The organism is Enterococcus sp. 7E2_DIV0204 (assembly GCF_002140855.1).
Classification (GTDB): Bacteria; Bacillota; Bacilli; order Lactobacillales; family Enterococcaceae; genus Enterococcus_L; species Enterococcus_L lemimoniae.
The window spans coordinates 207,051-232,856 of the sequence record NZ_NGKY01000001.1; the positions used below are offsets into that span (position 1 = coordinate 207,051).

Below are 25,806 nucleotides of genomic sequence, written 5' to 3' on the forward strand. Positions count from 1 at the left end.
GCAAAATATACATAAAAAACAAATATAAGAGTATTAAGGTTATATAAAAACAGGTAGTTTAGAAATTTTTTATTTTCTAAACTACCTGTTTTGTTCAGTTAAAACTCGTTACTTCTGTATCTTTATCAAATCCAGCACATCTCTTGGATTCCCTACATCTACGGTTACCACTCGGACATTGTCCAAAATATCTTGAGTCAATGCTCTTACTTTTTCTGGATCATTGGCAACTTCTGGGCCGATTTGCCAATGACTTGGTACTGGATATACATTGATTGTTCCGTTTCGATTGCTTGTATACACGATTTGCCCTTCAGCACTATAGCCTCCGTAAAGCATAATGGCATCAGTCGGATACGTGACACTTCTTTTATCATATGGATTGAGAGATGTTCCTGCAGTAATTGTTTTTGCATTCAGTTCTGAAGGTTTCACACCAATCAATGTCAACCAGACACGAGCATATTCAATCTGATCGTCTGAATACCCCAGTAATATTTTATCATCCCCTATAGCTTGTTCTACCGCTTTGGTGGTGTCTGCTTTTGCTTTTTCTAATGCTTTTTTGGCTTCTTCTTCAGCGTTTTTTTGTTGTTGCGTCAACGCACTTATTTGGCTCTGAGTATCAAGCGTGGCTTTCATTAAAATTAATTTTGTAGTAAATGTAGTTTTTAGTTCTTCGTTTTTAACTTTCTCTATTTCTTTGTTCAACACATCGTAATCACTTTTTTAAATGGTTTCTTTGGGTATATTACCATCAAATGAGTCATTGATTAGTTTCTTGATTTTTTCTTCTTGTTCTACTTGCTCCGTAGCATTTTTAAGGATAGAATCGATTGCTTCTTGCCATTTTCCTTTTAGCTTTTTGTTTTCAGTTACTTTCTCCATAACTGCGGTGATTTTTTCTTTAGTTAAATCAATCGTAATTGGTAATTCCTTTTTGATAGTATGACCTTCAATCGCTGATTCTTTTGAGCTGAACAGATCATTTATCTCTGTTTGTATCTCTAATTTATTACTTGCCAAAACAATTTTTTTCTGTAAGAGTTGAATGTTGTCGTCTGCTACACTAGCATTTATTTTTTTACTGTACTCACGTTTTAGTGTTTCGATTTCGGTTTGCTTCTTTAAAAGATTGTCTTTTGCTTCTTTGATCATTACTGGTGTGATTTCTTTATTTAGAAACTCCTCTTTCTCATCAAACAGTGCTGTAACTTCAGTATACAGTTCTCCATCTTTCGTCGTGGCTGTTTCAATTGCTGTGATATCCTGTTGGGTCATAGCAATTTTTTTCTTCTCGTTTGCTTGCTTTTGCAACATGATACCGCCAATAACAATGGCAATAAGTATTACTCCCCCAATGGAAATCCCCAAAACTTTTTTCTTCATTTTTTACCCGCTTCTACTTATTATAAAAAATAACACGCTATTTTTTATTTCTCATAGTTAGTTTAACATATTTATCAATTCTTTCATTTTAAATTCGAAAAAAATGAATAGAAAAAAGCAAGAATTACCATAAATTGGAAATTTCTTGCTTTCTCTTCTATTCTTATTCTAGACACTCTATTCGCATTCGTAACTGACTAAGACAAAACAACAAGCAGCAACGGTACTCCTAATAATAGAAGTAATATCATTATAGAAAAAACGAGTAAACTTCTACTAACGTTAAACAGTCCCTTTAATAGTATTCTTAAAATTATAATAAAAATGCTATTTACAAAAACCACCAACAAACCTGTCAAATAATTATTTTCGAAATTCTCATGAATTAAAAAATAATTTAATCCTACATAAAAGACAAAAACGAGTAGTGTACCTACAAACCTTTTTTGCTTATTCATCGTTATCATCAATCACATTCTTTCTTTTTTATTGATAAGACATAGAAGAAATTCTTCAATTTCTGACGCGAACAATAACATCATTTTTACTATTCTGACCGACAAGACTTGCGACAGAAGCTACTATAGAATAGACTAATCGCCAACCAATTCATGGTGCAACTGCTGCAATAACACCTGCCGCTGCTCCAAGCACCTTGTACTTACTAATTTCTCTTAGTTGCTACTATCATCTGGTTTTTGAAGCCTTGATCTTCAATCTCCGATAATCTGCTTCCCAATGATCTTTCTTCCACAAACGAGGTGCCAATTCTTGCTCCATATTCACAAAAACTTGTTCTTTTTGTTCTATCGACAGTTCACCCAACTCAGCAGCATAAAATTGTTCCATCCACTCTCTCAAACCATACTTACCGCCTTTAAGCGGTGTCGGCCGTTCGTATTCTAAAATCTCCACAACCTCAAAATGATTCTTTTTTAGCAAAAACCGATAACCCTCAACAGACGTAAAGCAAAACGGCTCCTCAAAAGATACACCCAATGCTTTTAACTCACGCCCAAAAGCTTCTCTAATCATCTGAACATTTCCAACTGCACCAAACTCACAAATCAACTGTCCATTTACGTTTAGATGCTCACTGATATTCTTTAATAATAAATCTTGATCAGGAATCCAATGAAAAACTGCGTTCGAAAAAGCAACATCATACAGCCTAATTTGATCCGAGGGATTTAAAATATCCTCCTGTAAAAAACTCAAATCAGGGTAGCTTTCTTTTGCTTGATTGATCATATTTATCGACTGATCGATTCCTGTCACTTCATGTCCAAGTTCTGCAATTTGATTCGTCAATGCTCCTGTTCCACATCCAATATCTAACACTTTTTTCGGCTCTTTCGGTAATAATTCCAACAGTCCAGCACCATATTTAAAAACAAAATCATGGGTGGTATTATATTTTTTTGCATTCCATTCCATTGATTTCACCATCCTAACGATTTAATGAAAAGAAGCTACACCGAAAACAGTCTTCGATGTAGCACTCTTACTCTTCCTATTGCCAATAAGCCGGAATCTTCGCTTCATAAGCAGCAATTTCATCATCATGTGTCAAACTGATGGCAATATCATCCAACCCATTTACCAATTTATGCTTCCAAGTGCTGTCGATTTCAAAAGAATAGGTGCCACTTTGTGTGATTACTTGTTGGGCAGGCAAATCAATCGTGATCGTTTCATCAGCCCCAAGCCCCGCTAAAGCGTTTAGTTCTTCCTGTTGTAAGACAATCGGCAACAAGCCATTTTTTGTTGCATTCATATAAAATATATCACTAAAACTGCCTGCAATAATTGCTCTAAAACCATAATCATCCAGTGCCCAAGCCGCATGCTCTCTTGATGAACCTGAACCAAAGTTATCACCTGAAATCAAAATTGTCGCCTCTTTATATTGCGGTTCATTTAAAGTAAATTCTGGATTTGGTGTACGATCTGGCAAGTAACGCCATTCATCAAATAAAAACTCGCCAAATCCGGTTTTTTCGATTCGTTTTAGAAATGATTTTGGAATGATCTGATCTGTATCGATATTGTCGTTCATTAGTGGAACCGTGGTTCCTGTATGTTGTGTAAATGCCTCCATTATGCACCAAGCTCCTCTCTAATGTCTTTAAATGTTCCTTCTATTGCAGCAGTTGCTGCCATCGCTGGGCTACAAAGATGGGTTCTTGCCCCTTTACCTTGACGTCCTTCAAAGTTTCGGTTAGACGTTGAAGCACAGTGGACGCCTGCTGGTACTTGGTCTGGGTTCATGCCTAGACACATGGAACAACCTGGTTCTCGCCACTCAAATCCAGCTTCGGTAAAGATTTTATCCAAGCCAATTTTTTCTGCTGCTTTTCGAACAGGTCTTGAGCCTGGTACAACGATCGCAGTAATGCCTTCTTTAACTTTTTTCCCTTTTACAATACGTGCTGCTTCTTCCAAATCAGATAGGCGACCGTTGGTACATGAGCCGATAAAGACGTAACCGATTTCGATATCTGATGGGCGTTGTCCCGGTTTTAAATCCATATAATTATAGGCACGTTCATCGTTCATGTCTTGGATTTCGGGGAATGTTCCTGTGATTGGGATGCCCATTTCTGGATTCGTCCCCCATGTAATGAAAGGAACCAATTCATCCGCATTCAATTCTAGATCCACATCATATGTTGCATCGGAATCACTTGGCAGTTTTTTCCAATCAGCAATTGCTGCATCCATATCTTCTGGCGCATATTCTCTGCCACGTACATACTCAAAAGTTTTTTCATCTGGTGCCATCATGCCCATTTTTGCACCGCCTTCGATGGCCATGTTGCAGATGGTCATGCGTTCCTCCATCGTTAGGTTTTCGATCGTTTCCCCGTAAAATTCAACCGCATGTCCCACACCAAAATCAACGCCATATTTTGCAATCAACGCTAGAATGATATCCTTGGCATACACGCCTTTTGCTAGTTTCCCAGTGATCTTGACACCCATTGATTTTGGTTTATTTTGCCAAATACATTGTGTTGCAAAAACGTGTTCAACTTCACTTGTCCCGATCCCAAACGCCAACGCACCAAATGCACCATGCGTGGCTGTATGTGAATCACCACAAACAATGATTTTTCCTGGTTGGGTCAAGCCTGTTTCAGGTCCCACCATATGCACGATCCCTTGGCGGTCACTACCATTATCACAAAGAGTCACGCCGAATTCTTCGCAGTTTTTCTGTAATGCTTCGATTTGTTTTTTTGCAACCAAATCGGTGATATTAAAGATATCCTGTGTTGGCACATTATGATCCATTGTGCCGAACGTTCTATCTGGTCGGCGGACTTTTCTACCAGCTTCTCTTAGCCCTTCAAAGGCTTGTGGTGAGGTTACTTCATGAATCAGATGAAGATTGACGTATAGTAGTTGTGGTTCTCCTGCAACGCCTGATACCACATGTTGTTCCCAAAGTTTATCAAATAGTGTTTTTCCCATGTTAAGTCACATCCATTTTTTATTTTCGTTCTAATTCTAAGCCTTTTTCCCAAGATACACTGCGTAGTTATAGTATTTATATACGACATCAATAGCTTGAAACCCAACTTGTTCTAGTGTTTTCAACTCCGCCATTAAAGGTTGAGGACGATCTTCTTCAAAATGACTTTTTAACCAGCGTTCTTGAATTTCTTTTAATGTAATTTGCTGATTCATAAAAGTGATCCATTTTTGCATAAAGGCTTCTTGTAGTTCAGTGCTTGATGCTTGAATCACATCTGCGTTGATAAATAATCCAGTGTGATTTAGTGCTTGATAAATTTGACGATAAAAGTGTTGATGTGCCGCTTGATCTTCTAAATGATGCAACGCAAGTGAAGAAACGACGACATCATAGCTTGTTTCAAAAGTCAGATTTTCAAAAGAGCTAACAATGCAAGTCACTTGATTGTTTAGTTTTTGTTTGGCGATCTCCAGCATTTCTTCACTCAAATCGACACATGTGATCACGGCGTTGGGATAGATATTTTGAACGGCTTGTGCTACCGTCCCTGTGCCACAACCTAAATCGATCACCGAAAGTGGTCGGTCTTTTGCAAAAGGAATACTGGCAACAATTGCTTCGATCATTTGATCATAATGTGGAATAATTTTTTGGATAACTTCATCAAACGCTTGTGCTTCTTGGTCAAAATGGGCTTGGATCTGCTGATTTCGTTTCATGGATTCTTCACCTACTATTGCTTTTTTTATTTGATTTATTGTAGTGCTTGGATGACCGCTTCGGTAAATTCTGTGGTTGTTGCTTTACCACCTAAATCTGTCGTTAAGATTCCTTGATTCATGACATGATCACACGCATTTTCGATTTTCTTTGCTGAGCTTTCTAAGCCAAACGATTGGCGCAACATCATTGCGGCTGATAAAATCATCGACATTGGATTGGCTCTATTTTGATTGGCGATGTCTGGCGCTGAACCATGGATCGGTTCGTATAATGAAGGCCCTGATTCGCTGTGACTAGCGCTTGGCATCATGCCCAATGATCCTGGAATCACTGATGCTTCGTCACTTAGGATATCGCCGAATAGATTTTCTGTAACGATCACGTCAAAGTCTTTGGGTTTTTGGATCATGACCATCGCTGCTGAATCGACTAATTGATGTTCTAAGGTACAATCTGGAAATTCTTGTGCCACTTCTTCTGCTGTTTGACGCCATAATTTACTTGTTGCTAACACGTTGGCTTTATCTACCGAGGTCACTTTTTTATTTCTAGTTTGAGCGATTTCAAAAGCTTTTCTGATAATCCGTTGAATCTCTGCTTTGGAATAAGTGCACAGATCAGAGGCTTCTGTTTCACCAAGTTTCTTTTCACCAAAGTAAATACCACCAGTTAATTCTCGAACAACGACAAAATCAACACCGCGAACATTTTCTTCTTTTAACGGAGATAAATGAACGACTGCATCTGGCACTGAAATCGGGCGGATATTGGCAAATAGTCCTAAAGCTTTTCTTAACCCCAACAATCCTTGTTCAGGTCGTTTCGGTGCATCATCCCATTTAGGTCCACCAATAGCACCAAGTAAAATGGCATCTGCCTTTTCACAAGCTTTTAAGGTAGCTTCTGGTAAGGGATCTCCTTGTTCATCAATACCAGCACCGCCAAAAGCAAAGCGTTCAATATCAAAATCCAGATTATCTTGTACCATGATTTCGGCTACAATTTTTAGTGCACTATCCATGATTTCGGCTCCGATGCCATCACCTGGCAATGCTACGATTCGTTTACTCATTAGGCTTTCCCCACTTCTTTTTGAAATTGTTCACTAGCTTTAACATAGGCTTTCGCTGACGCTTGTAGAACATCAAAGTCGATGCCAATGCCGTTGAATTGTTGTCTATTTTCTGCATCTGCTAACGTTACATGGACTTCTGCTTGGGCATCTTCCCCACCCGTAATGGCTTTGATGTAATATTCTTGTAGTTCTGGTTTTTGGACAAATATTTTATCGATCGAATTATAAATCGCTTGAATACTTCCTGAACCGATCGCTGATTCTGTTTTGGTTTCGTCATCTCCAGTATTGATGGAAACAATCGCTCCTTGGCTACCATCAGAAACATATTGTAGTTGGACACGCTCTAAGCGATAATCTTCACTACATTCTTGCGATTGACCAACCATTAGGGCGATCAGATCATCTTCTGTAACTTGTTTCTTTTTGTCAGCTAGTGATTTGAACCGTTTGAAGGCATCTTTTAGTTCTGCTTCCGTTAGTTGGTAGCCTAGAGCTTCCATTTTTGTCGCAAAGGCATGGCGACCAGATAGTTTTCCTAGCGGCAATGAGTTTTGATTGACCCCAACAAGTGACGGTGTGATGATTTCGTAAGTATCTGGATTTTTCAAGACACCATCTTGATGGATACCAGACTCATGTGCGTAGGCATTGGCTCCAATAATAGCTTTATTTCTTGGCACTGCCACGCCTGATAGCCGACTGACGAGATCACTGGTTCTTTTCGTTTCATTCAAGGTGATATTGCTTTTGACCTCGTAGAAATCTTTTCTAATGTAAAGAGCCAAAGCTACTTCTTCAAGGGCTGTATTACCAGCACGTTCGCCGATACCGTTGATTGTTCCTTCCACTCTACGAGCACCATTTTCGATAGCCGCTAAGGCATTGGCCGTCGCCATGCCTAGATCATCATGACAATGAGAGGAGAAAATAATTTCTTGGTCGCTTTGGATATTTTCAATTAAGAATTTGAATAGGGCACCGTATTCCGTTGGATTGGAATAGCCCACAGTATCGGGAACATTGATGATCGTCGCCCCTGCATCAATAGCTGTTTGAACCGCTTTTAGTAGAAATTGCTTTTCAGTTCTCGTCGCATCTTCTGGAGAAAATTGGACTTTCTCAAATTTAGTTCTTGCGTAGCTGACATGTTCTTTAATAGAAGCAATCACTTCATCTGGTGTCATTTTTAGTTTGAATTCCATGTGCACTGGGCTTGTAGCTAAGAATACATGGATTTGTGGATACTTGGCATTTTGCAAGGCTTCGTATGCCCGATCAATGTCGGCTTTTTGACAGCGTGCCAGACCTGCGACAGTCATTTTTTCTGCATTTTCAGCAATTGCTTTGACTGCTTCAAAATCACCAACTGATGCGATCGGAAATCCCGCTTCGATCGTATCAATGCCCCATTTTTCAAGTTGTTTGGCAATTTGGACTTTTTCTTTCGTGTTGAAATTTACACCTGGAGTTTGTTCGCCGTCTCTTAGAGTGGTGTCAAAAAATTGGATATTTTTCATGTTCATACATCCTTTCTGAATTGAGTGAATAGTGTTCTTCATTTTTTTATAGTTAGGTCAAACGAATGAAACTTCTCTCTCTTCGTTCGCCAAGTATTGCGCATCATCAGCTCTGCAAGCAGTCGCTGTGATTTGCAATAAAAAAACATCCCACGAATATGGGATGTTTTGTCATCCCGTTCATGCAATGCGAAAACAGGACTCTCAACGTCTGATAAGAAAAAGCTGGGCTACAGCTGGTTTCTAGAAATCAGTGTGATGAGTCCTTAATTAATAATAAGAATGTAATTGTTGTTGTCTGTTTGTTCATCATTTTCAACATCCTTTATTGTCAGAATTTTTGAATAATTCAAACTATAGTGTTAAAGATACAGAAGTTTTCAATTAAAGTCAATAACTTTATGAGAATTTTTTTAAGAAAGAGGTTGGGACAGAAGCGTTTAACTCCGAGAAATAAGAAGGAGTTGCTTCTGCTCCCACCGTTTATTCGGGATCAGCTTTCTTTTTTATGCTTATAACTTATTCAGTGCTTGTTCCAAATCGCCAATAATATCTTCAATATTTTCAATCCCGATCGATAAACGAATCAATTCCGGTGAAGTTCCTGAGGCTTTTAATTCCTCCTCACTTAGTTGGGAATGAGTAGTTGAAGCAGGGTGAATGATCAATGATTTGGCATCTCCAACATTGGCTAATAGTGAAAATAGTTCGACATGATTGATCAAGTTTTTTCCTGCTTCCGCTCCACCTTTAACCCCAAAAGTAAAGACCGAGCCTGCACCTTTAGGTAAATATTTTTCTGCTAGTTCATGATACTTATTGTCTGATAAGCCTGGATAATTTACCCATGCAACTTTAGGATGTTTGATCAAAAACTCTGCAACAGTTTGTGCATTGGCTACATGGCGTTCTAAACGTAAAGACAGTGTTTCTAAACCTAAAATCAGCAAGAAACTGTTGAATGGTGAAATAGCCGCTCCTGTATCTCGTAATAACGAGACTCTTAAACGTGTGATATAAGCTGCTGCTCCCACATCTTTGGTGTACGAAAGTCCGTGGTAACTTGGATCTGGATCAACTAATTTGGGAAACTTGCCATTAGCCCAGTTGAACTTACCTGAATCAATGATCACTCCACCTAGTGCAACACCGTGGCCACCAATAAATTTTGTTGCAGAATAAACAACAATGTCAGCACCAAAATCAAAAGGACGATTTAAATAGGCTGTCGCAAAAGTGTTGTCAACAATCAACGGGAGCTCGTGTTTATGGGCAATTTCTGCAATCGCTTCTAAATCTGCAACATTTGTAATCGGATTGCCGATCGTTTCCACAAATATCGCTTTCGTATTTTCTTTGATTGCTTCTTCAAAATTAGCTAAGCGATCTGGGTCAACAAACGTTGTTGTAATGCCAAACTCAGGTAACGTATGGGCAAATAAATTAAATGTACCACCATATAAAGTAGATGCTGAAACAATATGATCTCCACTGCTAGCTAGATTTTGAATGGCATAAGTAACGGCTGCAGTTCCAGAAGCTACTGCAACTGCGCCAACACCCCCTTCTAGTTCATTTAGTCGATCTTCTAAGACTGCTGTTGTTGGATTCGTAATTCGCGTATAGATATTACCGACCTTAGATAAGGCAAACTTTTCAGCCGCATCTTGAGTATCGTCAAACGTGTAAGAGGTTGTTTGATAAATCGGTACCGCTCTTGAATTAGTTTCTTTGTCTGGTGTATGCCCACCATGGATTTGGATCGTTTCAAATTGATAGTTAGAGTTTGTCATTATGCTTCATTCCTTTTCTATTTTTAATTATATTTATGCTATTTCCCTTTTTACACCACATGTCACCTTCTTGCATAATGACCACCTCTTCCTCTATTTATTCTCATTGGAAAGTAATTTGAATGAAACAAAAAAGCCGCTCTTTACTAGCTTTAGACTAGTAAAGGGCGACTGTCGCGGTACCACCTTTATTGGAATTTAAATCCATCTCAACCCAAACGCAGAATAACTTCTTGATTTGGTGCCTGGTTAACGGTAGCTGCCGTAAAAATCGAATTGATTTTTCCTCTCCAAGATCATTTTCGACAAGGGATCATTGCTTTCTTACACCAAACGAAAGCTCTCTGATACCAGTAAATCATTCGTTCACTGGTGATAAATGTCAGCTTGTGTACTCTTCTTTTCAATGAGTTTTTTATTAAAATCAATATTAGAACATTCTCATTTATTTGTCAACTTTTTTCTGCTATTTTCATTTTTTATAAATTTTTCTTTTAAATTGAGTGTCCTGTTTCTCTTTCTTTCCATTTTTTATTATAATTAGGGAAATTGGAGGTCGATTTAATGTCAGCAAGCAATGAAAAAGTGGATTTACTTTTATCTTATTTATCTGAAATCCACACAAAAAGCCTATCTTTATACGATTTAGTTACTAGCCGTCCACGTCCTGAAGATACTCGGATTCTTTTGAATATCAATGAGGTCTTCACTTATTATCATAGTGTGCGTGTTTTTTATTTTAGCAATAGTGAATTAACCAAATCAGAAGTTCAGCCCTTTTTTGCCGCTTTTGAAGATTTTTATTTTGAATTGAAACAAGTCTTCTTCCTTGAAGATAATGATAGTACGCTACTTTATAGTAAGTTATCTGCGATGAAAGATTCTTTTGAGCAGTTGACGAATGATTTTAATGTTTTATAATAGAGTAGATATTAGGTAAAGAAGGTGCCCAAATGGATCAAAGCGAAGTTGTAGATCGACTGCGTGAAGAGTTGGAGATTCCATTTTTTAATGGAACGATTGAAGAACGTGAATACACAGAAGCTGACTATCAAAAAATCAAATCAGATTTGGTTCAGTATTTTGATGATTATGTTCGTAATGTAGAAAATTAAGGTAGATCAACGCAGTATAGTTTAAAGGACTAAAACAAACTCTTCTACGAATTGTTTTAGTCCTTTTTTTGTCTAACTAGTCTAAATAATATAACTTACTTTACACAAAAACATATAATAAACAAATATTAAACGTTTAATAAAAATCAAGAAAAATAAAAAACCACCGGCTGAAAAGGCCGATGGAAAAGGAGTATTACTCAATAAGAGTAAAATGAAAAATAAAAAGGTTGTTATTGGTATGAATATATAATACAACACATTTTTTCTTTTGTCTACTAAAAATAACATTAAAAAGAAATTAACCATCCCTATTTTTTGTCAATTTTTCATTTATTTTTTTATTTTTTTAACAAAAGATTGCTCATTCGAGTAATGGCAAATGAAATATCATCTGTTGCTTTATCTTGTTTTTCTTCTGAATGATTGAATAGATCGATATCTATGCTTTTTTCAGGATCTAAAGATAAAATCATTTCGTTACATCCAGCCAAGTATTCAATATATGAACGTTCAAATTTTTTGTGGATCCCCATCACACGTGCTGGCGGACGTAATTGCGTAACTTTTTCCAACATGATCGTATATTCTTTGGTACCATCTTGGAAGATGCGTTGGATTTCTGCAATTCTTTCTGGTGATAAATCTGCTGTTTTTTCTTCATCGATTGCTTTACGAACTTCTTCGTAATAGTCGTTCATTTTTTCGCCGACTTCTTCTGTTTCTTTGACAATATCATTGATGTTTTGCACATAATAGCCTAAATTTGGTTTCACAATCTTTCCTACTTTCTTTTAGTAATCACTCAATTTTACACTTTTTTATAGGTGGATGACAAGAGTAATCTGTAAAATGCTTATTTCCTTTTATTAATAGAAAAATAAACGGGTTTGGGACAAAAGTCGGTTCTCTTTTTGTTAAACATACTAATCCCGAATAAACGGTGGAAGCAGAAGCAGTCCCATCGGAAATAAGCTAGTATTCACAAAAATTTAAAGAACAATTTTCGTGAATACTAGCTTATTTCTCAGGCCTAGACGCTTCTGTCCCAACCTATTTTTCAATTATTTATTTAATTTCGTCACTTGTTTGGATGATCTTAGAAATCATGCCATACTCTTTTGCTTCATCAGCTGACATCCAGAAATTGCGGTCTGTATCTTTGGCAATTTTTTCATATGTTTGCCCTGTTGCTTCAGCAATCAAACGGTTGACACGTTCACGCATACGAATGATTTCTTTGGCTTCGATCTGAATCTCTGTACTTTGTCCTTGAACGCCGCCAGCAGGTTGATGGATCATGTAACGAGTATTTGGTAGACTGTAACGGTTCTTCGCATCAGCAGCTAGATAAATGGTAATTCCAGCACTTGCGACCCAACCAGTCCCGATCACGATTACTTCTGGTTTTACAAATTTGATCATATCATGAATCGTATCGCCAGCTTCAACGTGTCCACCTTGGCTATTGATGAAAATTTTGATTGGTTCATCATTCATCGCTGCCAGTAATAGCAATTGTGATGTTACTTCTCGTGCTAAATCTTGATTGATTTCACCATAGATCAAAATTGTTCGTTCTTCAAAAAGTTTTTTCATAAATGCATTTGGTTGTTGTTTCTCTTCTGTTTCTTCATTTTCATCTAAATAGTTCATAGTGAATAACCTCCATATTTTAAAGCTAAATGTCTATATTAATAATACCGCAATCTGAAAATTTGTCCACTTTTTTGACTTGTTTTGACCTTAAAAATAAAACAAAAATGTATCCGAAGACACATTTCTGTTTTATTACTATTGCCCTTAGCTTTTACCCATTCGACGTTGAACAAATTTTACGATTTCAACGATTGGAATAATCGCAAAGGATGTTCCAGCAACGATTCCCCATTGGTATCCATCTAGAGACGTTACGCTAAATAAGTCATTGAAACCTGGAATCAAGATCGTTGCAGCTAGTAATAGGAACGATACTAAGATTGCCCAGTTGAATGATTTATTTCTAAACAACCCAACTTTAAAGACTGATTGGTAAATAGATTTCACGTTAAAGGCATGGAACAATTGGATCAAACCTAATGTAGCAAACGCCATTGTTAAAGCATCACCATGTTGTAAGTCATACAAGGCTGTTGCTGATAAGTTTGGCATATTGGCTGCTGTGTGTGCTGGGAATTCGATCGCCATTTTGTATACGATCAACGTCAACGCACCTTGGGTAATCCCTTGATAGATCACACTGCTTAAAACACCGCCAGAGAAGAAGTTTGATTTCTTTCCGCGAGGCGCATGGCTCATCACGTCACGTTCAGCAGGTTCAACACCTAAAGCAATTGCTGGGAACGTATCGGTTACTAAGTTGATCCACAATAAGTGAACAGGTAGCAAAGTATCCCAAGCTAACATTGTTGCGATAAATAAGGTTAAAACTTCCCCTAAGTTGGCAGAAAGTAGATATTGAATTGTTTTTTGGATATTTGAGAAGACTTTACGTCCTTCCTCAACGGCTACGATGATCGTTGAGAAGTTGTCATCTGCTAAGACCATATCAGAGGCCCCTTTAGATACTTCTGTCCCCGTGATCCCCATGCCAATACCAATATCGGCTGCTTTCAATGCTGGTGCATCATTCACACCATCACCAGTCATGGCAACGACTTTCCCTTCTTGTTGCCAAGCTTTTACGATACGGACTTTATGTTCTGGTGAAACACGTGCATAAACGGAATAATGTTCAACGACTTTTGCAAAGGCTTCATCTGATAATTCATTTAATTCAGCACCCGTGATTACTGCATCATCGTCGCCTTCTTTGATAATGCCAAGACGAGCAGCGATTGCTTCGGCTGTATCTCTGTGGTCGCCTGTGATCATGATTGGGCGAATCCCCGCTTCTTTGGCAACTTTTACAGCTTCTGCTGCTTCTTTACGCTCTGGATCGATCATGCCAACAAGACCTGCGAAAACTAAGTCTTTTTCAACGACGTCAGAGTCCATTTCAGCTGGAACTGCATCAACGATTTTATACGCCATTCCTAACACACGTAATGCTTGTTTCGCTAATTTTGTATTGTTGGTTAAAATTTCTTGACGTTGTTTGTCCTCTAAAGCTGGTGTTTGACCGTTTAATAGAACTTGGTTACAACGTTTTAGTAATTCATCTGGTGCTCCTTTGACAGCAACTAAGAATTTTCCATCTGTTAATTGGTGAACAGTTGTCATCAATTTACGATCTGAATCAAATGGAATTTCAGCAACACGAGGTTCAGCCGCAACTTTTTCAGTTACGTTGAAATCGTGATCTAAACCATATTGAACAAGGGCTGTTTCGGTCGGATCACCGATCAATGTGCCATCTTGAGCAATTTTAGTATCATTTGTATAGTTCATGATTTTTAATGCCATATTATCCAATGACACTTCGGCCGTTGCAGGTTTTACTTCATTATCTGTGTAAAGAGCTTCAACTGTCATTTGGTTTAATGTCAATGTACCAGTTTTATCTGAACAGATAATATCGGTGCTACCTAAGGTTTCAACAGCTGGCAATTTGCGGACGATCGCATTTTTCTTCGCCATCTTTTGTGTACCTAAAGCTAAAATAATCGTAACAATTGCAGGTAATCCTTCTGGAATCGCTGCTACGGCTAATGAAATAGAGGTTAATAGCATATCGATCCATGTGCGGCCATTCATCATACCGACCACAAACATAATCGCTGCGATCACTAAAATCGCAATCGTCAACATTTTACCTAGTTGGTTTAGATTTTGTTTTAGTGGTGTTTCTGTTTCTTTTTCGTTGGCTAACATACCTGCGATTTTACCGACTTCGGTATTCATACCAGTCCCAACAACCACACCGATTCCGCGGCCATAGGTTACGTTACTGCTAGAGTAAGCCATATTGATGCGGTCACCGATCCCAATATCAGATGCAGTGCCTTCTAAAATAGTTGCTTCTTTTTCTACCGGCACCGATTCACCTGTAAGTGCTGCTTCTTCAATTTTCAAGCTAGCTGCTTCCAATAAACGTAAGTCAGCTGGAACAACGTCCCCTGCTTCTAATATCACAATATCCCCAGGTACTAGCTCATCACTTTTAACAGTTATTACATGACCATCACGGCGAATATTCGCATTGGGTGAGGACATTTCTTTTAGCGCTTCGATGGCTTGTTCTGCTTTGGCTTCTTGGATCACACCGAAGATTGCATTCAGGACAACAACGAGTAAAATGATGAACGAATCGACCATATCACCTGAAAATACTGCGGAGATCACCGCCGCAAATAATAATACGATGATCATAAAATCTTTAAACTGTTCAAAGAATTTTACAACGATCGATTTCTTTTTCCCTTCATCTAGTGCATTGGCGCCGTAACTCTCTAACCTTTTTTTGGCTTCTTGAGCTGATAGACCTTCAGTTGTCGTATCAAACTTTTGTAAGACCTCTTCATCTGACTGCGTGTAAAATGCTTCAGATAGTTGAACCTTTTTTTCTTCTGACATGATATCCTCCTCATAGTTTACAGCTACTTTAATCTATTTTACTTCATATATAGCGAAACGAACACGTTTTTGGACTTATTGGTTCGCAGCAGAAACGAAAAAAAATAGACCTCTGTATGCTAAATAGAACATACATAAGTCTCACCGTTTAAGACAACACCAGAAATTTCTTTCGGAGTTGGTGATGTTGCCGCAGCTAGCGCCGCCAGTTACTCCCTCATGAAATAATAGAATGGCTGCCGATTGAATATCTTACACCAATTATCATTGCTGAATTAATTATACCTGTTCTTTTAGTGTTTTTCAAATGAAATCGTATTGATTTTCAGAAAAATTTCTGTTTGGTTTGAAAAAAGGGGACGATTGCTAGGATTACGATTGTTTACAGCCAAAACACCCCTATCGTTATGACTTCAATAAACAATAGGGGATGATTTTTAAGTCAGTTAGATTATTGATGATGAATCTTCTCTGCGTTTTGTAATAATTTCCAGTCCGACTGATAATACAAACAGTAAAATAAATAGCGCCGCAAATAACACTCCACCACCAAAAATACTAATCGCACCTACGAGTCCAAGGAGATTGATCAACATCCTTTTTACTTTTTCCATAATCACTCACCACTTTTCATTTAATTACTATCTAATATCATCGTACTCCGATTATGTTAGCCTGTCAATTTAGTTTGATTCCTTTTACTGTCCTTTCTTACTAGCCGTTATCAATTCTTTATATTTACTCGGTGTATTTCCCCAAAAAGTTAAAAAGTGGCGATTAAAGGTCCGGATTGATTGATACCCGCACGCTTCAGCGACTTCACTGATTTTTTTAGATGAACTTAACAACAGTGAACGAGCAAATAACATGCGGTTATATTCGACTAAGGCATTAAAGGTCATCGCAAATTCCGCTAAAATGATTTGGTCGATTTTTGTTGGACTTGAATAAAAGTATTTCGCTGCTGTTTGAACGGTGATTGGTTCACTATAATGTTGGTTAATATAGGTATAGATTTCAAAAGGCAAGCTATTTTGGAAACGAAAAGAATTGACTTGTTTCTGTGTTGGCTTTATTTTTTTGATTTCTGTTGGCGAATAACCAGTTATTCGTTTAAATTGTTTATTAAAACTAGGGACTGAATAATAGCCTACAAAATCTGCAATAAATGCAATCCCTAACTCGTCAAAATTCAGCATTGCTAATGCATTATTGATCCGAACTTCGCTTAAAATGTCTCCAAAGGTTTTTCCTGTCAGTTTTTTTAAACCTCGATTGATTGTTTGAGGCGTACTTTTGAATTTTTCAGCCGTTTGATCAAGTGTTAATGTTTCTCTAAAATGAAAATGAAGATACATCAGCGTTTTTGAACTGAGATCACGCATATCTTTTTCCCGAATCCAATTACGTCTAGCCGTTCGTTCAAACCAAACGATCACTTGATATAAGTCAGCTAGTAAGGATAAATCATAAAGACGTTCTTGCTGCTCAGATTCGTTTAAAGCATGGGTAAAGATTGTTTGTAGATAGGCAAATTCGTTCTTACTACAGTCTAAAGCAGGTGTATCCCAATACTCAAAAAAATTCATATGTTGTTCGACGGAGCGAGTGGTCAATGTAGCGAGCATTAACACATTTAAGGATAACTCGAACGTGATGGCTTGAATCGCTTCCTCCACTGCAACGATCTGATAGACATGATAAGAAAATAACCAGAGAACACTCCCTTTTTTTAAGCTGTATTCTTGATTGTTGATTTGAATTTTACCTGAACCACTTTCAATAAAGAAAAATTGGACCGACATCCGGCTAGTTTTAATGGTTTCACTTTGAAAAATTATTTTTCTTACGATAAAATCTGCATCCGTCATGTTAAAACCATAATACTCCGTCCCATTATATGGAAGTTTCTTTTTCATTGCTTTGCTCCTTTGTCCTTTTAGGATAAGAATTCTATTTCTAATGTCCGACATTTCACTCTTAATACGATTATACTATAGTTGTACATGTGATTTATATCACAATAAAACCAATGGAGGTTTTCTCATGAGTAAAAAAGTTTTCGTGTTAGGTGGAACTGGTTTTTTAGGTTATTACACAACGGAAGAATTGTTGAAAAAAGGCTATGAAGTAGCAACAGTGGCTCTGCCACCCATGCCTGCTACTGATCTATTTTCAAAGCAAGTTTCGGTGACATTAGGGAATATCAATGACATGACCGATGAGGCTATTTTAGAAATGCTTGAAGGCTGTGTAGGCTTTATCTATGCCGCTGGCGCAGATGAACGTGTGGTTCCAGAAAAGCCTGCTTCTAAATTTTTCTATGAAGCGAATGTGTTGCCTACACAACGTTTAGCTTACTTGGCAAAGGAAGCTGGGGTAAAAGATTTTGTTGTCTTCGGCTCTTACTTTACTGAATTTGCTGAGCGTTTACCAGAATCAAATTTAAAACAAGAAGCATATCCAATGATGCGTTTGTTGCAAGAACAAGTAGCTTTCGCTGAAGGTGACGGTCGTATGACCGTGACAAGCTTACGACTTCCTTATATTTTTGGCACAATGCCAGGGAGAGAGCCTCTTTGGAAGATGTTTACCGATCAAATCAAAGGACAAGCGGTATTCCCAGCCCTTAAAGGTGGAACAGCAATGGTCACTGTTGAACAAGTAGCCGAAGCGGCCGTTGGTGCAATGGAAAATGGAACGCATCGCAGTACTTATGCCATCGGCGATACGAATATGAAATACCAAGAATTTTACGAAATGATGGTTGCGGCTTTAGGACAACAAACCCAGGTTCCTGTTGTCAGCTATGAAGACGTTAAAGCAATTTATGAAGGAATCGATGCCCAAGCTGATCAAGCTGGGTTGGAACATGGCATCTACTCAACAAAATCAGCCATGATGCAGGAATATGACTTATATTTGGATCCGAATGATACCTTCCCTATTTTGAATGTTAAACATTATGATGTCGTTGCTTCTATTAAAGAAACTTTAGCGAAGTGTCTAGACGGTCAATAAGCAATAAAAAATACCTGACAAAATTTTTGTCAGGTATTTTTTATTGTATAACACTCTTTTTTCACTCAATCGACGTCAGCGATTTCTTCCAGAAATTTTCAGCAGTTCCTTGCTCCATACCCATGACAAATTTCTCTCTGATATCAGGGTAAGTTTGTGCCAAACCACTCACAAGCTGCTTGATCTCTTCCCGTTTGGTTTTCTTATCTACTGGACATGGGTTAAAAATCACAGGCAGTTCTTCTCTTTGAACAAACTGAATAATCTGTTTTTCTTCTACATAAAGTAATGGACGAATCAGCGTAATATCTGTCTTAGATAAATAACTCAACGGTTCAAAACTAGCCATTTGACCGTGAAATAAGAAATTCATAAAATAAGTTTCAATCGCATCATCTAAATGGTGACCTAAAGCGACTTTAGTACAGCCAACTTCTTTAGCTCGTTTATACAAAATGCCACGGCGAAGTTTGGCGCATAATGAACACGGTGAACGTTCTTCTCGAATATCAAATACGACTTGGGCAATATTGGTTGGCACTACATCTAATTCATACCCTAACCCTGCCACAAATTCTTGTAGCGGTGCAATACCCATATCAAACCCCATTGCTAAGGTGATCGGCACGATTTCAAATTCAAACCCTAATCGTTTCTGCTTACTGATCATATCTAGGAAATACAACAAACTGGTGCTATCTTTCCCACCACTCATGCCAATCGCTACTTTATCACCTGGCTGGATCATTTGATGCTTCAATACAGCTCGACGAATCGGATTATAATAGGTTTGATTGTCTTTCTTTTTAAAACTCATTTTGGACTCCTTTTTTATCCCAACATTTAGTTGAAAAAATCGGTTTTTAAGCTATAGTTTTCACCAGATACGATATCATATTGGATCAAACGGTAGTCTTCATATAATTCTTTTTGCACTTGATTTAGGGTCAAGGTTTGACTCCATTGCTGATCTTTGTAATAAAAGCCTTTTTCAAATGCTGGAACTTGTTTCTCCAGTTCACTCAACAATTGATAAAAACCAGTCATTTGCATATTACTTTGATCAAACAGAGTTGGTGCAAAATAAAAAGGGCTACTAAGGGCATCATGGTTCTTTTTATCGCTTAATTTTTGTTGATTATCGTACATTAAAAACTCTGTCTCATGCATTCTGACTTCGTCGTTATCGGCTTTGATTTCATCTGAATAAATACTTGGCAAATGATCCCCCCAAAAAACAACTAAGGTCCGCCGTTTTACGTCTTTCAATGCTGTTGTAAATTCTTTTAACGCTTCACTACTATACGCAACATCCTGCATATAACTATCGATTGCTTTTTTATTGCCTTGGCTCTTAGAAGAATAGTCTGTTGAAGTATATTTATCGCTATAAGGCATATGTGTCTGCATCGTCACCAAGTGGACAAACTGCGGATTGTCTTCATCTTCTAGTAGATCCAGTACCTCTTTATAAGCCGATTCATCCGAAATATACGGATTGTTTTGTAACTTATCTTTATAAGTCATCGTTTCTTCACTAATAAATTGATCAAATCCAAGCGTTTTATAGACATCTTTGCGTTTATACATTGAGGTATTATAAGGATGGATTGCTGTTGCTTGGTAATCTTGATTTTTTAAAAGTGAAACGATCGAAGGTATTTCGGTCATTTTTGGAATCAGCATTGTGTATGGCGTTGTTAATTGTGGATTAAATAGCTCCATCGAAAAACTAGTCAACGCTTCAAATTCGATATTAGCCGTTCCCCCACCATAATTTTGCGATAGCATTTTCCCACTATAAGTTGTTTTAGCAATCTCGTCATAGGATTTTAAAGGGTTTTGATCCACTGTCACACCAGTCAAATTTTGCGGATCAGAGAAACTTTCACTCATGACAAAAATAATATTTGGCTGTTCTGCTTCGGATGAACCACTTACTTCTTGAGCAGTTTTTGTATACTTACTGGTAATTGCTTCAATGGTCTTTTTAGAGTAATTTTCTGGCTTATCCATCGCTTCAACCTTGAGATTATATAGAAAACCACCCATAAATCCGGTGTTATAATAATTCATTTTCTGACTGTAAGGAATCCAAAGTGCTGTTTTATCATATGCTTTTCGTAATAGGTTATTTGGATTATTAAAATTACTCACATAAACCAACAACCCTATTGTTACGACTAAACTTGACAGGCGGATGATCTGGATTTTTTTCGGTAATAGCCGGCTTTTGTACATTGCCTTTCCGAAAAAGAATAAACCTACTCCTGCAATCAAAAGAATCAAAACAAACGGAATCGTGCCGATCATTTCTCTCAGCAAACCAAACTCTGTGATCATTTTTAAATCATCAGGATATATTGGCTCAGTACGATAAAACATTTTTTGATAGTCAGCAAACCCTAAGATACCGATAGTGATCGCATATAAGACACTGCCTAAAATAAGCGAGCCTGCCAAACTACATAAAAATAGTAAAAAAATGAGCAAGACAAGGCTTCCTAAAATAAATTTTTCTGTATGCCATGAAAAAGCAAATTTGAAGACTAATTCCAGTGATAATTCATTTTGACACCATTGCAGATACAAATTGCTAATGACCACTAAGAGGATCATGCCAATGACAATAAATGAATACTTAATTGGTTTTTTTTTGAATATTTGTAATTTTTTTTTCACAACGTTCTCCCTTTTCTCTTTCCTAAACACGTTCTTTAACATTTTATGCTTAGTCGAAAAAAAAGTAAAGCACCCCTAAGGGAACTTTACTTTTAAGCTGAGATCAACTGACTTTTTACGCTTATCTTTTTGCTGCTTTCATTATTTCTTCAATTAAAACCATCACTTGACGTACTTCGTCATTTTTAACTACCGGTTCTGCTTGCTCTCTGACTACTTTATAAAAGTTTTTATAAAATGTGTCATATTCGGCGAAAGCTGTTGGTAAAGGCAACGTCTCGGTAGCCTCTTCCGAAGGTGGCGCCATGGTTTTCGTCAAGCCAACGCCTGCTTGGATTGGTGTTGGCGCTTGGATATTTTGTTTGCCAGACTCAACCACCATTTCGCCTGAAAGATTCCAATCGTTAATAACAGCCGTTCCTTGGGTTCCTTTTAGATACCATCTTGGCAATTTAGTGTAATTAGTAGTACCAACTTCAATAATGGTACGTAGACCATTTTCAAAAATAATATAAGCAATAAAGCCATCATCCACTTCGTCACCTAAAATATAACTTAAATCAGCGGAAACTTTTTCAATCCGACTGTCCACTAAAAATAGTAGCTGATCTAGTAAATGAACCCCCCAATCCAAAAGCATTCCACCACCATGTTTTAACTCATGACGCCAGTCGCCAGGAATTCCATTGGCACCTTGAACACGCGTTTCGATTTGGAATAATTCACCGATTTGTTGGTTTTTATAAAGTTCTCTAGTAATTAAGAAATCTGGATCCCAACGGCGGTTTTGATGGACCATAAAGGTTTGACCAGTTTCTTTGGCAACTTTCAGTATTTCATCTAGTTCTGCGACATTCATAGCCACTGGTTTTTCACAAACTACGTGTTTTCCCGCTTTTAAAGCTTGGATTGCTAGGTCTGAATGAGAATCATTGGGTGTGGCGATCAATACTGCTTCGATCATTTTATCTGCAAGTACTTCTTCAAGCGAGGCGTAAATTTTATGGTTATGTTGACTGGAAATTTCTTGACGCTCACCAGAAATATCATAGGTTCCCACAACGTGGATTCGTTCATTTTCATTGGGCATAATGTTATGGACATGGTATGACCCCATGCCGCCGTAGCCGATTACGGCAAAATTGATTGCTGTCATTTTTTGAATCCTTTCTATATAAGCGTTAGTTGATGTAAGATAGGGAATAGGTGTTACTCAGTGCCTAATTGGCGTTTAGGAGCTATCAGAAACAGTTGTTGTCTTCTATTTGACATCCAGCTTTGCTGTGAACCACGAGGAACACGGTGAGTCGATGTTGAACAGTACAAGGCGACTTTATGGAGCATTGTTTCCTTGATTATACCCACCACATTTCCGCTGGTTGTTCTTTGATCATAATACTTTTCAAATTTGTAATTGCTCGGTTTAATCCTTCTTCGGTCGACATGATTGGATCCTCATGTTCAATACTCAAAACGTAATCATACCCGTAAATTCTAAGTGCACTAATAATATCTGACCAGACTTTTAAATCATGACCACAGCCTACTGAGCGGAAGGTCCATGCACGAGTTTTCACATTACCATATGGCTGCATATCGGTTAGTCCATGCATATTGATATTGTCTTGATCTAAATAAGTATCTTTTGCATGAAAATGATGAATCGCACCCGCTTCACCTAAAATTTTTACTGCAGCAACAGGATCGATTCCTTGCCACCATAAATGGCTTGGATCAAGATTACAACCAATCGCTTTGCCAGTTGCTTCACGGAGTTTCAGCATGGTGTATGGTGTGTGGCATAAGAAACCACCATGCAGTTCGATTCCGATTTTCACACCAGCTGATTCAGCTATTGTATTGATATTTTTCCAATAAGGAATCAATTTATTTTCCCACTGGTAGTTGTAATTATCATCGTATTCTGTTGGCCAAGGCAAGACCGGCCAATTGACTTGTGAATCGGTTGGATTTCCTCCTGAAACACCAGAAAAACCATTGACGACAGACACATTCATTAAAGAAGCTAACTTGATTGTTTTTTGTAACAGTTCATCTGCCTCTTGAGCCGTTTCTTTGATTGGAGAAATTGGGTTATTATGGCAACTCAAAGCACTGATTGTTAAGCCTTTATCTGCTAATTTCGCTAGATATTCTTTTCTAGCATCTGAACTTGCCAACATCTTATCGATATCTAAATGAGCATTTCCAGGAGAACCACCGGTACCGATTTCCACGGCTTCCAAGCCTGACTTTGACACGGTTTCAATCATTGCTTCAAAGCTTAAGTTATTAAATAAGGGAGTAAATACACCTAGTTTCATTGTTTATTTCCTTTCCTGTTCGTAATATCTTCTAATGGTTCGTGATGGCCATAATTAGGATACGTATTTTGTGTAGGCTGACACCAGCGAACACCGTTTTTAATGACTTTTTGGACCTCTTTATTATAGTAGGAAGGATAGGTTTCATGACCTGGCTGGAAATAGAAGATTTTTCCATTCCCACGATGATAAGTACAACCGCTGCGGAAGACTTCGCCACCTGGATACCAACTGATAAAAATCAAGTCATCTGGTGTCGGGATATCAAAATGCTCCCCGTACATCTCTTCTTGTTCTAATTCGATGTACTCACCAATTCCTTCAACGATTGGATGACTGGGGTCAACGGTCCAGATCCGACAATGTTCTTGCGCTTCCCGCCATTTTAGATCACAGGAAGTTCCCATTAGTTTCATGAAAATTTTTGACATATGACCTGAGTGAAGTACAACGAGTCCCATTCCTTCAAGAACACATTGATGAACACGTTGAACAATTTTGTCAGAAACTTCATTATGAGCAACATGTCCCCACCAAATCAAAACATCTGTGTTGGCTAATACTTCCTCTGTTAAACCGTGTTCTGGCTCATCCAAAGTAGCGGTTCGTACTGAAAAATCATCTTCTTTTAAAAATTGTGCGATTTGTTGATGAATCCCCTCAGGATAAACTTTTTTTACCGCTTCATCTGTTTTCTCATGACGGAATTCATTCCATATTGTGACTTGGATCATCGTTTTTCCATCCTTTCTTTAATCGAAAAATACAGGCTGATTTGTTTCTGATGCTTTGTAGATTGCTTCAAGAATTTCTGTCACCACTAACGCTTGTTCAGGTTTCACAACAGGTTCCGTATCATTGAGAATTGCATCGATCCAAGACTGTGCTTCTAACACTTCTGGCTTATCTCCTGCGCCATCATAAAAATCAACACCACCAGGTTCTAATTCGATTTTCTTTTCAAAAAGTGTACTGTGATCTTCTCCATTGATGGTCAACCCATCATTCATATCAGCCCCACCCTTCGTTCCGTGGAGAGTAGTTTTAGCTTCTTTTACATCCAAACTATTTAGTGCCCAGCTAGATTCTAAAAAGATCGTTGCCCCATTCTCCATCATGATAAAACCAAACGCTGAATCTTCTACAGTGAATTTTTCAGGATCCCAAGAACCCCAAGCATTGGCTGCCTTTTCTGTTTCAGCTAGCTTATGATAAGCTTTCCCTACTACATATTTTGGTTTATAATTGTCCATCATCCACAGCGTCAGATCTAGCGCATGCGTGCCAATATCGATTAATGGTCCGCCGCCTTGTGCTTCTTCATCAAGGAAAACACCCCAAGTTGGCACTGCACGACGACGAATGGCATGAGCCTTGGCAAAATAAATGTCTCCTAACTCCCCTTCTTGACAAATCTCGTGCAAGTATGTGGAATCTTTTCTAAAGCGATTTTGATACCCAATGGTTAATTTTTTACCTGTTTTTGTTGCTGCTTCGATCATGCTACGAGCCTGAGCAGCGGTTTTTGCCATTGGTTTTTCGCACATCACATGACAATCCGCTTCCATTGCGGCAATCGATAATTCCGCATGGGTACTGTTTGGCGTACAAACATGAACAACATCCAACGCCATCTCTTCAAGCATATCCTGATAATTAGTAAAGGTTTTAGCAGTCAACGTACCATAATGCAGTTTTGCCTCTTCAGCCCGTTCACTGATCAAATCACAAAACGCGACCAATTCTACTTCCTTTACTTGTGCAAGGGCTGGTAAATGTTTCCCATTCGCAATTCCACCGCAACCAATAATTCCTACTCTTAACAATGACATCAAAAAACCTCCAGTGATCGGATTTTATTTCGTGGACGAATAAAGCGGTTCCACTTCTATATCACTACTATACAAAAAAATGAAAAAGCTTTCTTCCTAGATTATGGGTGGAAAATTCCTGAATATTGCTGTGAATCACTGCGACTGGCTCCGCCAGAGCAGATGATGAACAGTACTTGGCGACCAAAGGGAGCGAAGTTTCCTTACTTGTGAATCGCCAAACGCTTCACACAAAACTAATGTTAAGCAATACATAACAAACAAAGAAAGAAAAGTTTCCTTACTCTTGAATCACCAAACTCTTCACACAAAACTAATGTTAAGCAGTACATAACA

The 25,806-nt window shown here is 38.0% G+C and carries 23 protein-coding genes and 1 other annotated feature; of the genes, 3 read left to right on the plus strand and 20 right to left on the minus strand.

Features of this window, described 5'->3' with window-relative positions:
* Positions 1-108: 108 nt before the first annotated feature.
* The 9 genes from A5819_RS01020 to A5819_RS01065 form a co-directional block, all read right to left on the minus strand.
* A complete protein-coding gene (locus A5819_RS01020; RefSeq protein ID WP_086280921.1) occupies positions 109-714 on the minus strand; it encodes a hypothetical protein in 606 nt (201 codons plus the stop codon).
* Positions 715-729: 15 nt separating this feature from the next.
* Positions 730-1,389, minus strand: a complete 660-nt coding sequence (locus tag A5819_RS01025; protein ID WP_086280919.1) for a hypothetical protein — start codon at positions 1,387-1,389, stop codon at positions 730-732.
* 687 nt (positions 1,390-2,076) lie between these two features.
* Complete coding sequence (locus A5819_RS01035; protein ID WP_086280914.1) at positions 2,077-2,826, minus strand: trans-aconitate 2-methyltransferase; 750 nt, start codon at positions 2,824-2,826, stop codon at positions 2,077-2,079.
* A gap of 76 nt (positions 2,827-2,902) precedes the next feature.
* Entirely contained in the window at positions 2,903-3,490 is a 588-nt protein-coding gene (gene leuD / locus A5819_RS01040) for a 3-isopropylmalate dehydratase small subunit (protein WP_086280911.1), read from the minus strand.
* Positions 3,490-4,866 carry a 3-isopropylmalate dehydratase large subunit gene (gene leuC, locus A5819_RS01045; RefSeq protein ID WP_086280910.1) on the minus strand — a complete coding sequence of 459 codons (1,377 nt, stop codon included), beginning with the start codon at positions 4,864-4,866 and terminating at the stop codon, positions 3,490-3,492. The genes leuD and leuC overlap by 1 nt, the downstream gene beginning before the upstream one ends.
* A 36-nt stretch (positions 4,867-4,902) precedes the next feature.
* On the minus strand, positions 4,903-5,589 hold the full coding sequence (locus A5819_RS01050; RefSeq protein WP_086280907.1) for a class I SAM-dependent methyltransferase: 687 nt from the start codon (positions 5,587-5,589) through the stop codon (positions 4,903-4,905).
* Positions 5,590-5,624: 35 nt separating this feature from the next.
* The gene (gene leuB, locus A5819_RS01055) at positions 5,625-6,665 is read right to left on the minus strand and encodes a 3-isopropylmalate dehydrogenase (protein ID WP_086280904.1); all 1,041 of its coding nucleotides are present in this window, start codon (positions 6,663-6,665) and stop codon (positions 5,625-5,627) included.
* Positions 6,665-8,188 carry a 2-isopropylmalate synthase gene (locus tag A5819_RS01060; RefSeq protein WP_086280902.1) on the minus strand — a complete coding sequence of 508 codons (1,524 nt, stop codon included), beginning with the start codon at positions 8,186-8,188 and terminating at the stop codon, positions 6,665-6,667. Before A5819_RS01060 ends, leuB begins: the two co-directional genes overlap by 1 nt.
* Before the next feature lie 512 nt (positions 8,189-8,700).
* Complete coding sequence (locus A5819_RS01065) at positions 8,701-9,981, minus strand: O-acetylhomoserine aminocarboxypropyltransferase/cysteine synthase family protein (RefSeq protein WP_086280899.1); 1,281 nt, start codon at positions 9,979-9,981, stop codon at positions 8,701-8,703.
* 160 nt (positions 9,982-10,141) lie between these two features.
* Positions 10,142-10,397: a binding site (T-box leader), on the minus strand.
* Between the two features lie 148 nt (positions 10,398-10,545).
* Between A5819_RS01065 and A5819_RS01070 the strand changes: the two genes are divergently transcribed.
* Together A5819_RS01070 and A5819_RS19115 are read left to right on the plus strand one after the other, a co-directional pair.
* Entirely contained in the window at positions 10,546-10,902 is a 357-nt protein-coding gene (locus A5819_RS01070; protein ID WP_086280896.1) for a hypothetical protein, read from the plus strand.
* Between the two features lie 32 nt (positions 10,903-10,934).
* Positions 10,935-11,096 carry a hypothetical protein gene (locus A5819_RS19115; protein WP_086280894.1) on the plus strand — a complete coding sequence of 54 codons (162 nt, stop codon included), beginning with the start codon at positions 10,935-10,937 and terminating at the stop codon, positions 11,094-11,096.
* 341 nt (positions 11,097-11,437) lie between these two features.
* Here the strand turns inward: A5819_RS19115 and A5819_RS01080 are convergent, their stop codons facing one another.
* From A5819_RS01080 to A5819_RS01095, 5 genes are all read right to left on the minus strand, one after another.
* The gene (locus A5819_RS01080; RefSeq protein WP_086280890.1) at positions 11,438-11,872 is read right to left on the minus strand and encodes a hypothetical protein; all 435 of its coding nucleotides are present in this window, start codon (positions 11,870-11,872) and stop codon (positions 11,438-11,440) included.
* A 292-nt stretch (positions 11,873-12,164) separates the two neighbouring features.
* Positions 12,165-12,752 (minus strand): ATP-dependent Clp protease proteolytic subunit, encoded by a 588-nt coding sequence (locus tag A5819_RS01085; RefSeq protein ID WP_086280888.1) that lies wholly within the window; start codon positions 12,750-12,752, stop codon positions 12,165-12,167.
* A 147-nt stretch (positions 12,753-12,899) separates the two neighbouring features.
* Positions 12,900-15,611: a cation-translocating P-type ATPase gene (locus tag A5819_RS01090; RefSeq protein ID WP_086280885.1), complete on the minus strand. Its 2,712-nt coding sequence runs from the start codon at positions 15,609-15,611 to the stop codon at positions 12,900-12,902.
* A 446-nt stretch (positions 15,612-16,057) separates the two neighbouring features.
* Positions 16,058-16,225, minus strand: a complete 168-nt coding sequence (locus A5819_RS19120; protein ID WP_176271331.1) for a hypothetical protein — start codon at positions 16,223-16,225, stop codon at positions 16,058-16,060.
* An 84-nt stretch (positions 16,226-16,309) separates the two neighbouring features.
* Positions 16,310-17,530 (minus strand): AraC family transcriptional regulator, encoded by a 1,221-nt coding sequence (locus A5819_RS01095; RefSeq protein WP_086280882.1) that lies wholly within the window; start codon positions 17,528-17,530, stop codon positions 16,310-16,312.
* A 127-nt stretch (positions 17,531-17,657) separates the two neighbouring features.
* Here A5819_RS01095 and A5819_RS01100 point away from each other — a divergent pair, with 127 nt between their 5' ends.
* Positions 17,658-18,632: an NAD(P)-dependent oxidoreductase gene (locus A5819_RS01100; RefSeq protein ID WP_086280877.1), complete on the plus strand. Its 975-nt coding sequence runs from the start codon at positions 17,658-17,660 to the stop codon at positions 18,630-18,632.
* Between the two features lie 61 nt (positions 18,633-18,693).
* Here the strand turns inward: A5819_RS01100 and A5819_RS01105 are convergent, their stop codons facing one another.
* The 6 genes from A5819_RS01105 to A5819_RS01130 all read right to left on the minus strand — a co-directional run bounded on the left by A5819_RS01105 (position 18,694) and on the right by A5819_RS01130 (position 25,470).
* Positions 18,694-19,449 carry an ATP-binding protein gene (locus A5819_RS01105; protein ID WP_086280873.1) on the minus strand — a complete coding sequence of 252 codons (756 nt, stop codon included), beginning with the start codon at positions 19,447-19,449 and terminating at the stop codon, positions 18,694-18,696.
* 26 nt (positions 19,450-19,475) lie between these two features.
* A complete protein-coding gene (locus A5819_RS01110; RefSeq protein ID WP_086280870.1) occupies positions 19,476-21,314 on the minus strand; it encodes an LTA synthase family protein in 1,839 nt (612 codons plus the stop codon).
* 121 nt (positions 21,315-21,435) lie between these two features.
* The gene (locus A5819_RS01115; RefSeq protein WP_086280867.1) at positions 21,436-22,470 is read right to left on the minus strand and encodes a Gfo/Idh/MocA family protein; all 1,035 of its coding nucleotides are present in this window, start codon (positions 22,468-22,470) and stop codon (positions 21,436-21,438) included.
* Positions 22,471-22,669: 199 nt separating this feature from the next.
* On the minus strand, positions 22,670-23,638 hold the full coding sequence (locus tag A5819_RS01120; protein WP_086280864.1) for a sugar phosphate isomerase/epimerase: 969 nt from the start codon (positions 23,636-23,638) through the stop codon (positions 22,670-22,672).
* Positions 23,635-24,372, minus strand: a complete 738-nt coding sequence (locus tag A5819_RS01125) for a ThuA domain-containing protein (protein WP_086280863.1) — start codon at positions 24,370-24,372, stop codon at positions 23,635-23,637. Before A5819_RS01125 ends, A5819_RS01120 begins: the two co-directional genes overlap by 4 nt.
* Positions 24,373-24,390: 18 nt before the next feature.
* Positions 24,391-25,470, minus strand: a complete 1,080-nt coding sequence (locus A5819_RS01130) for a Gfo/Idh/MocA family protein (protein ID WP_086280860.1) — start codon at positions 25,468-25,470, stop codon at positions 24,391-24,393.
* Positions 25,471-25,806: the final 336 nt, after the last annotated feature.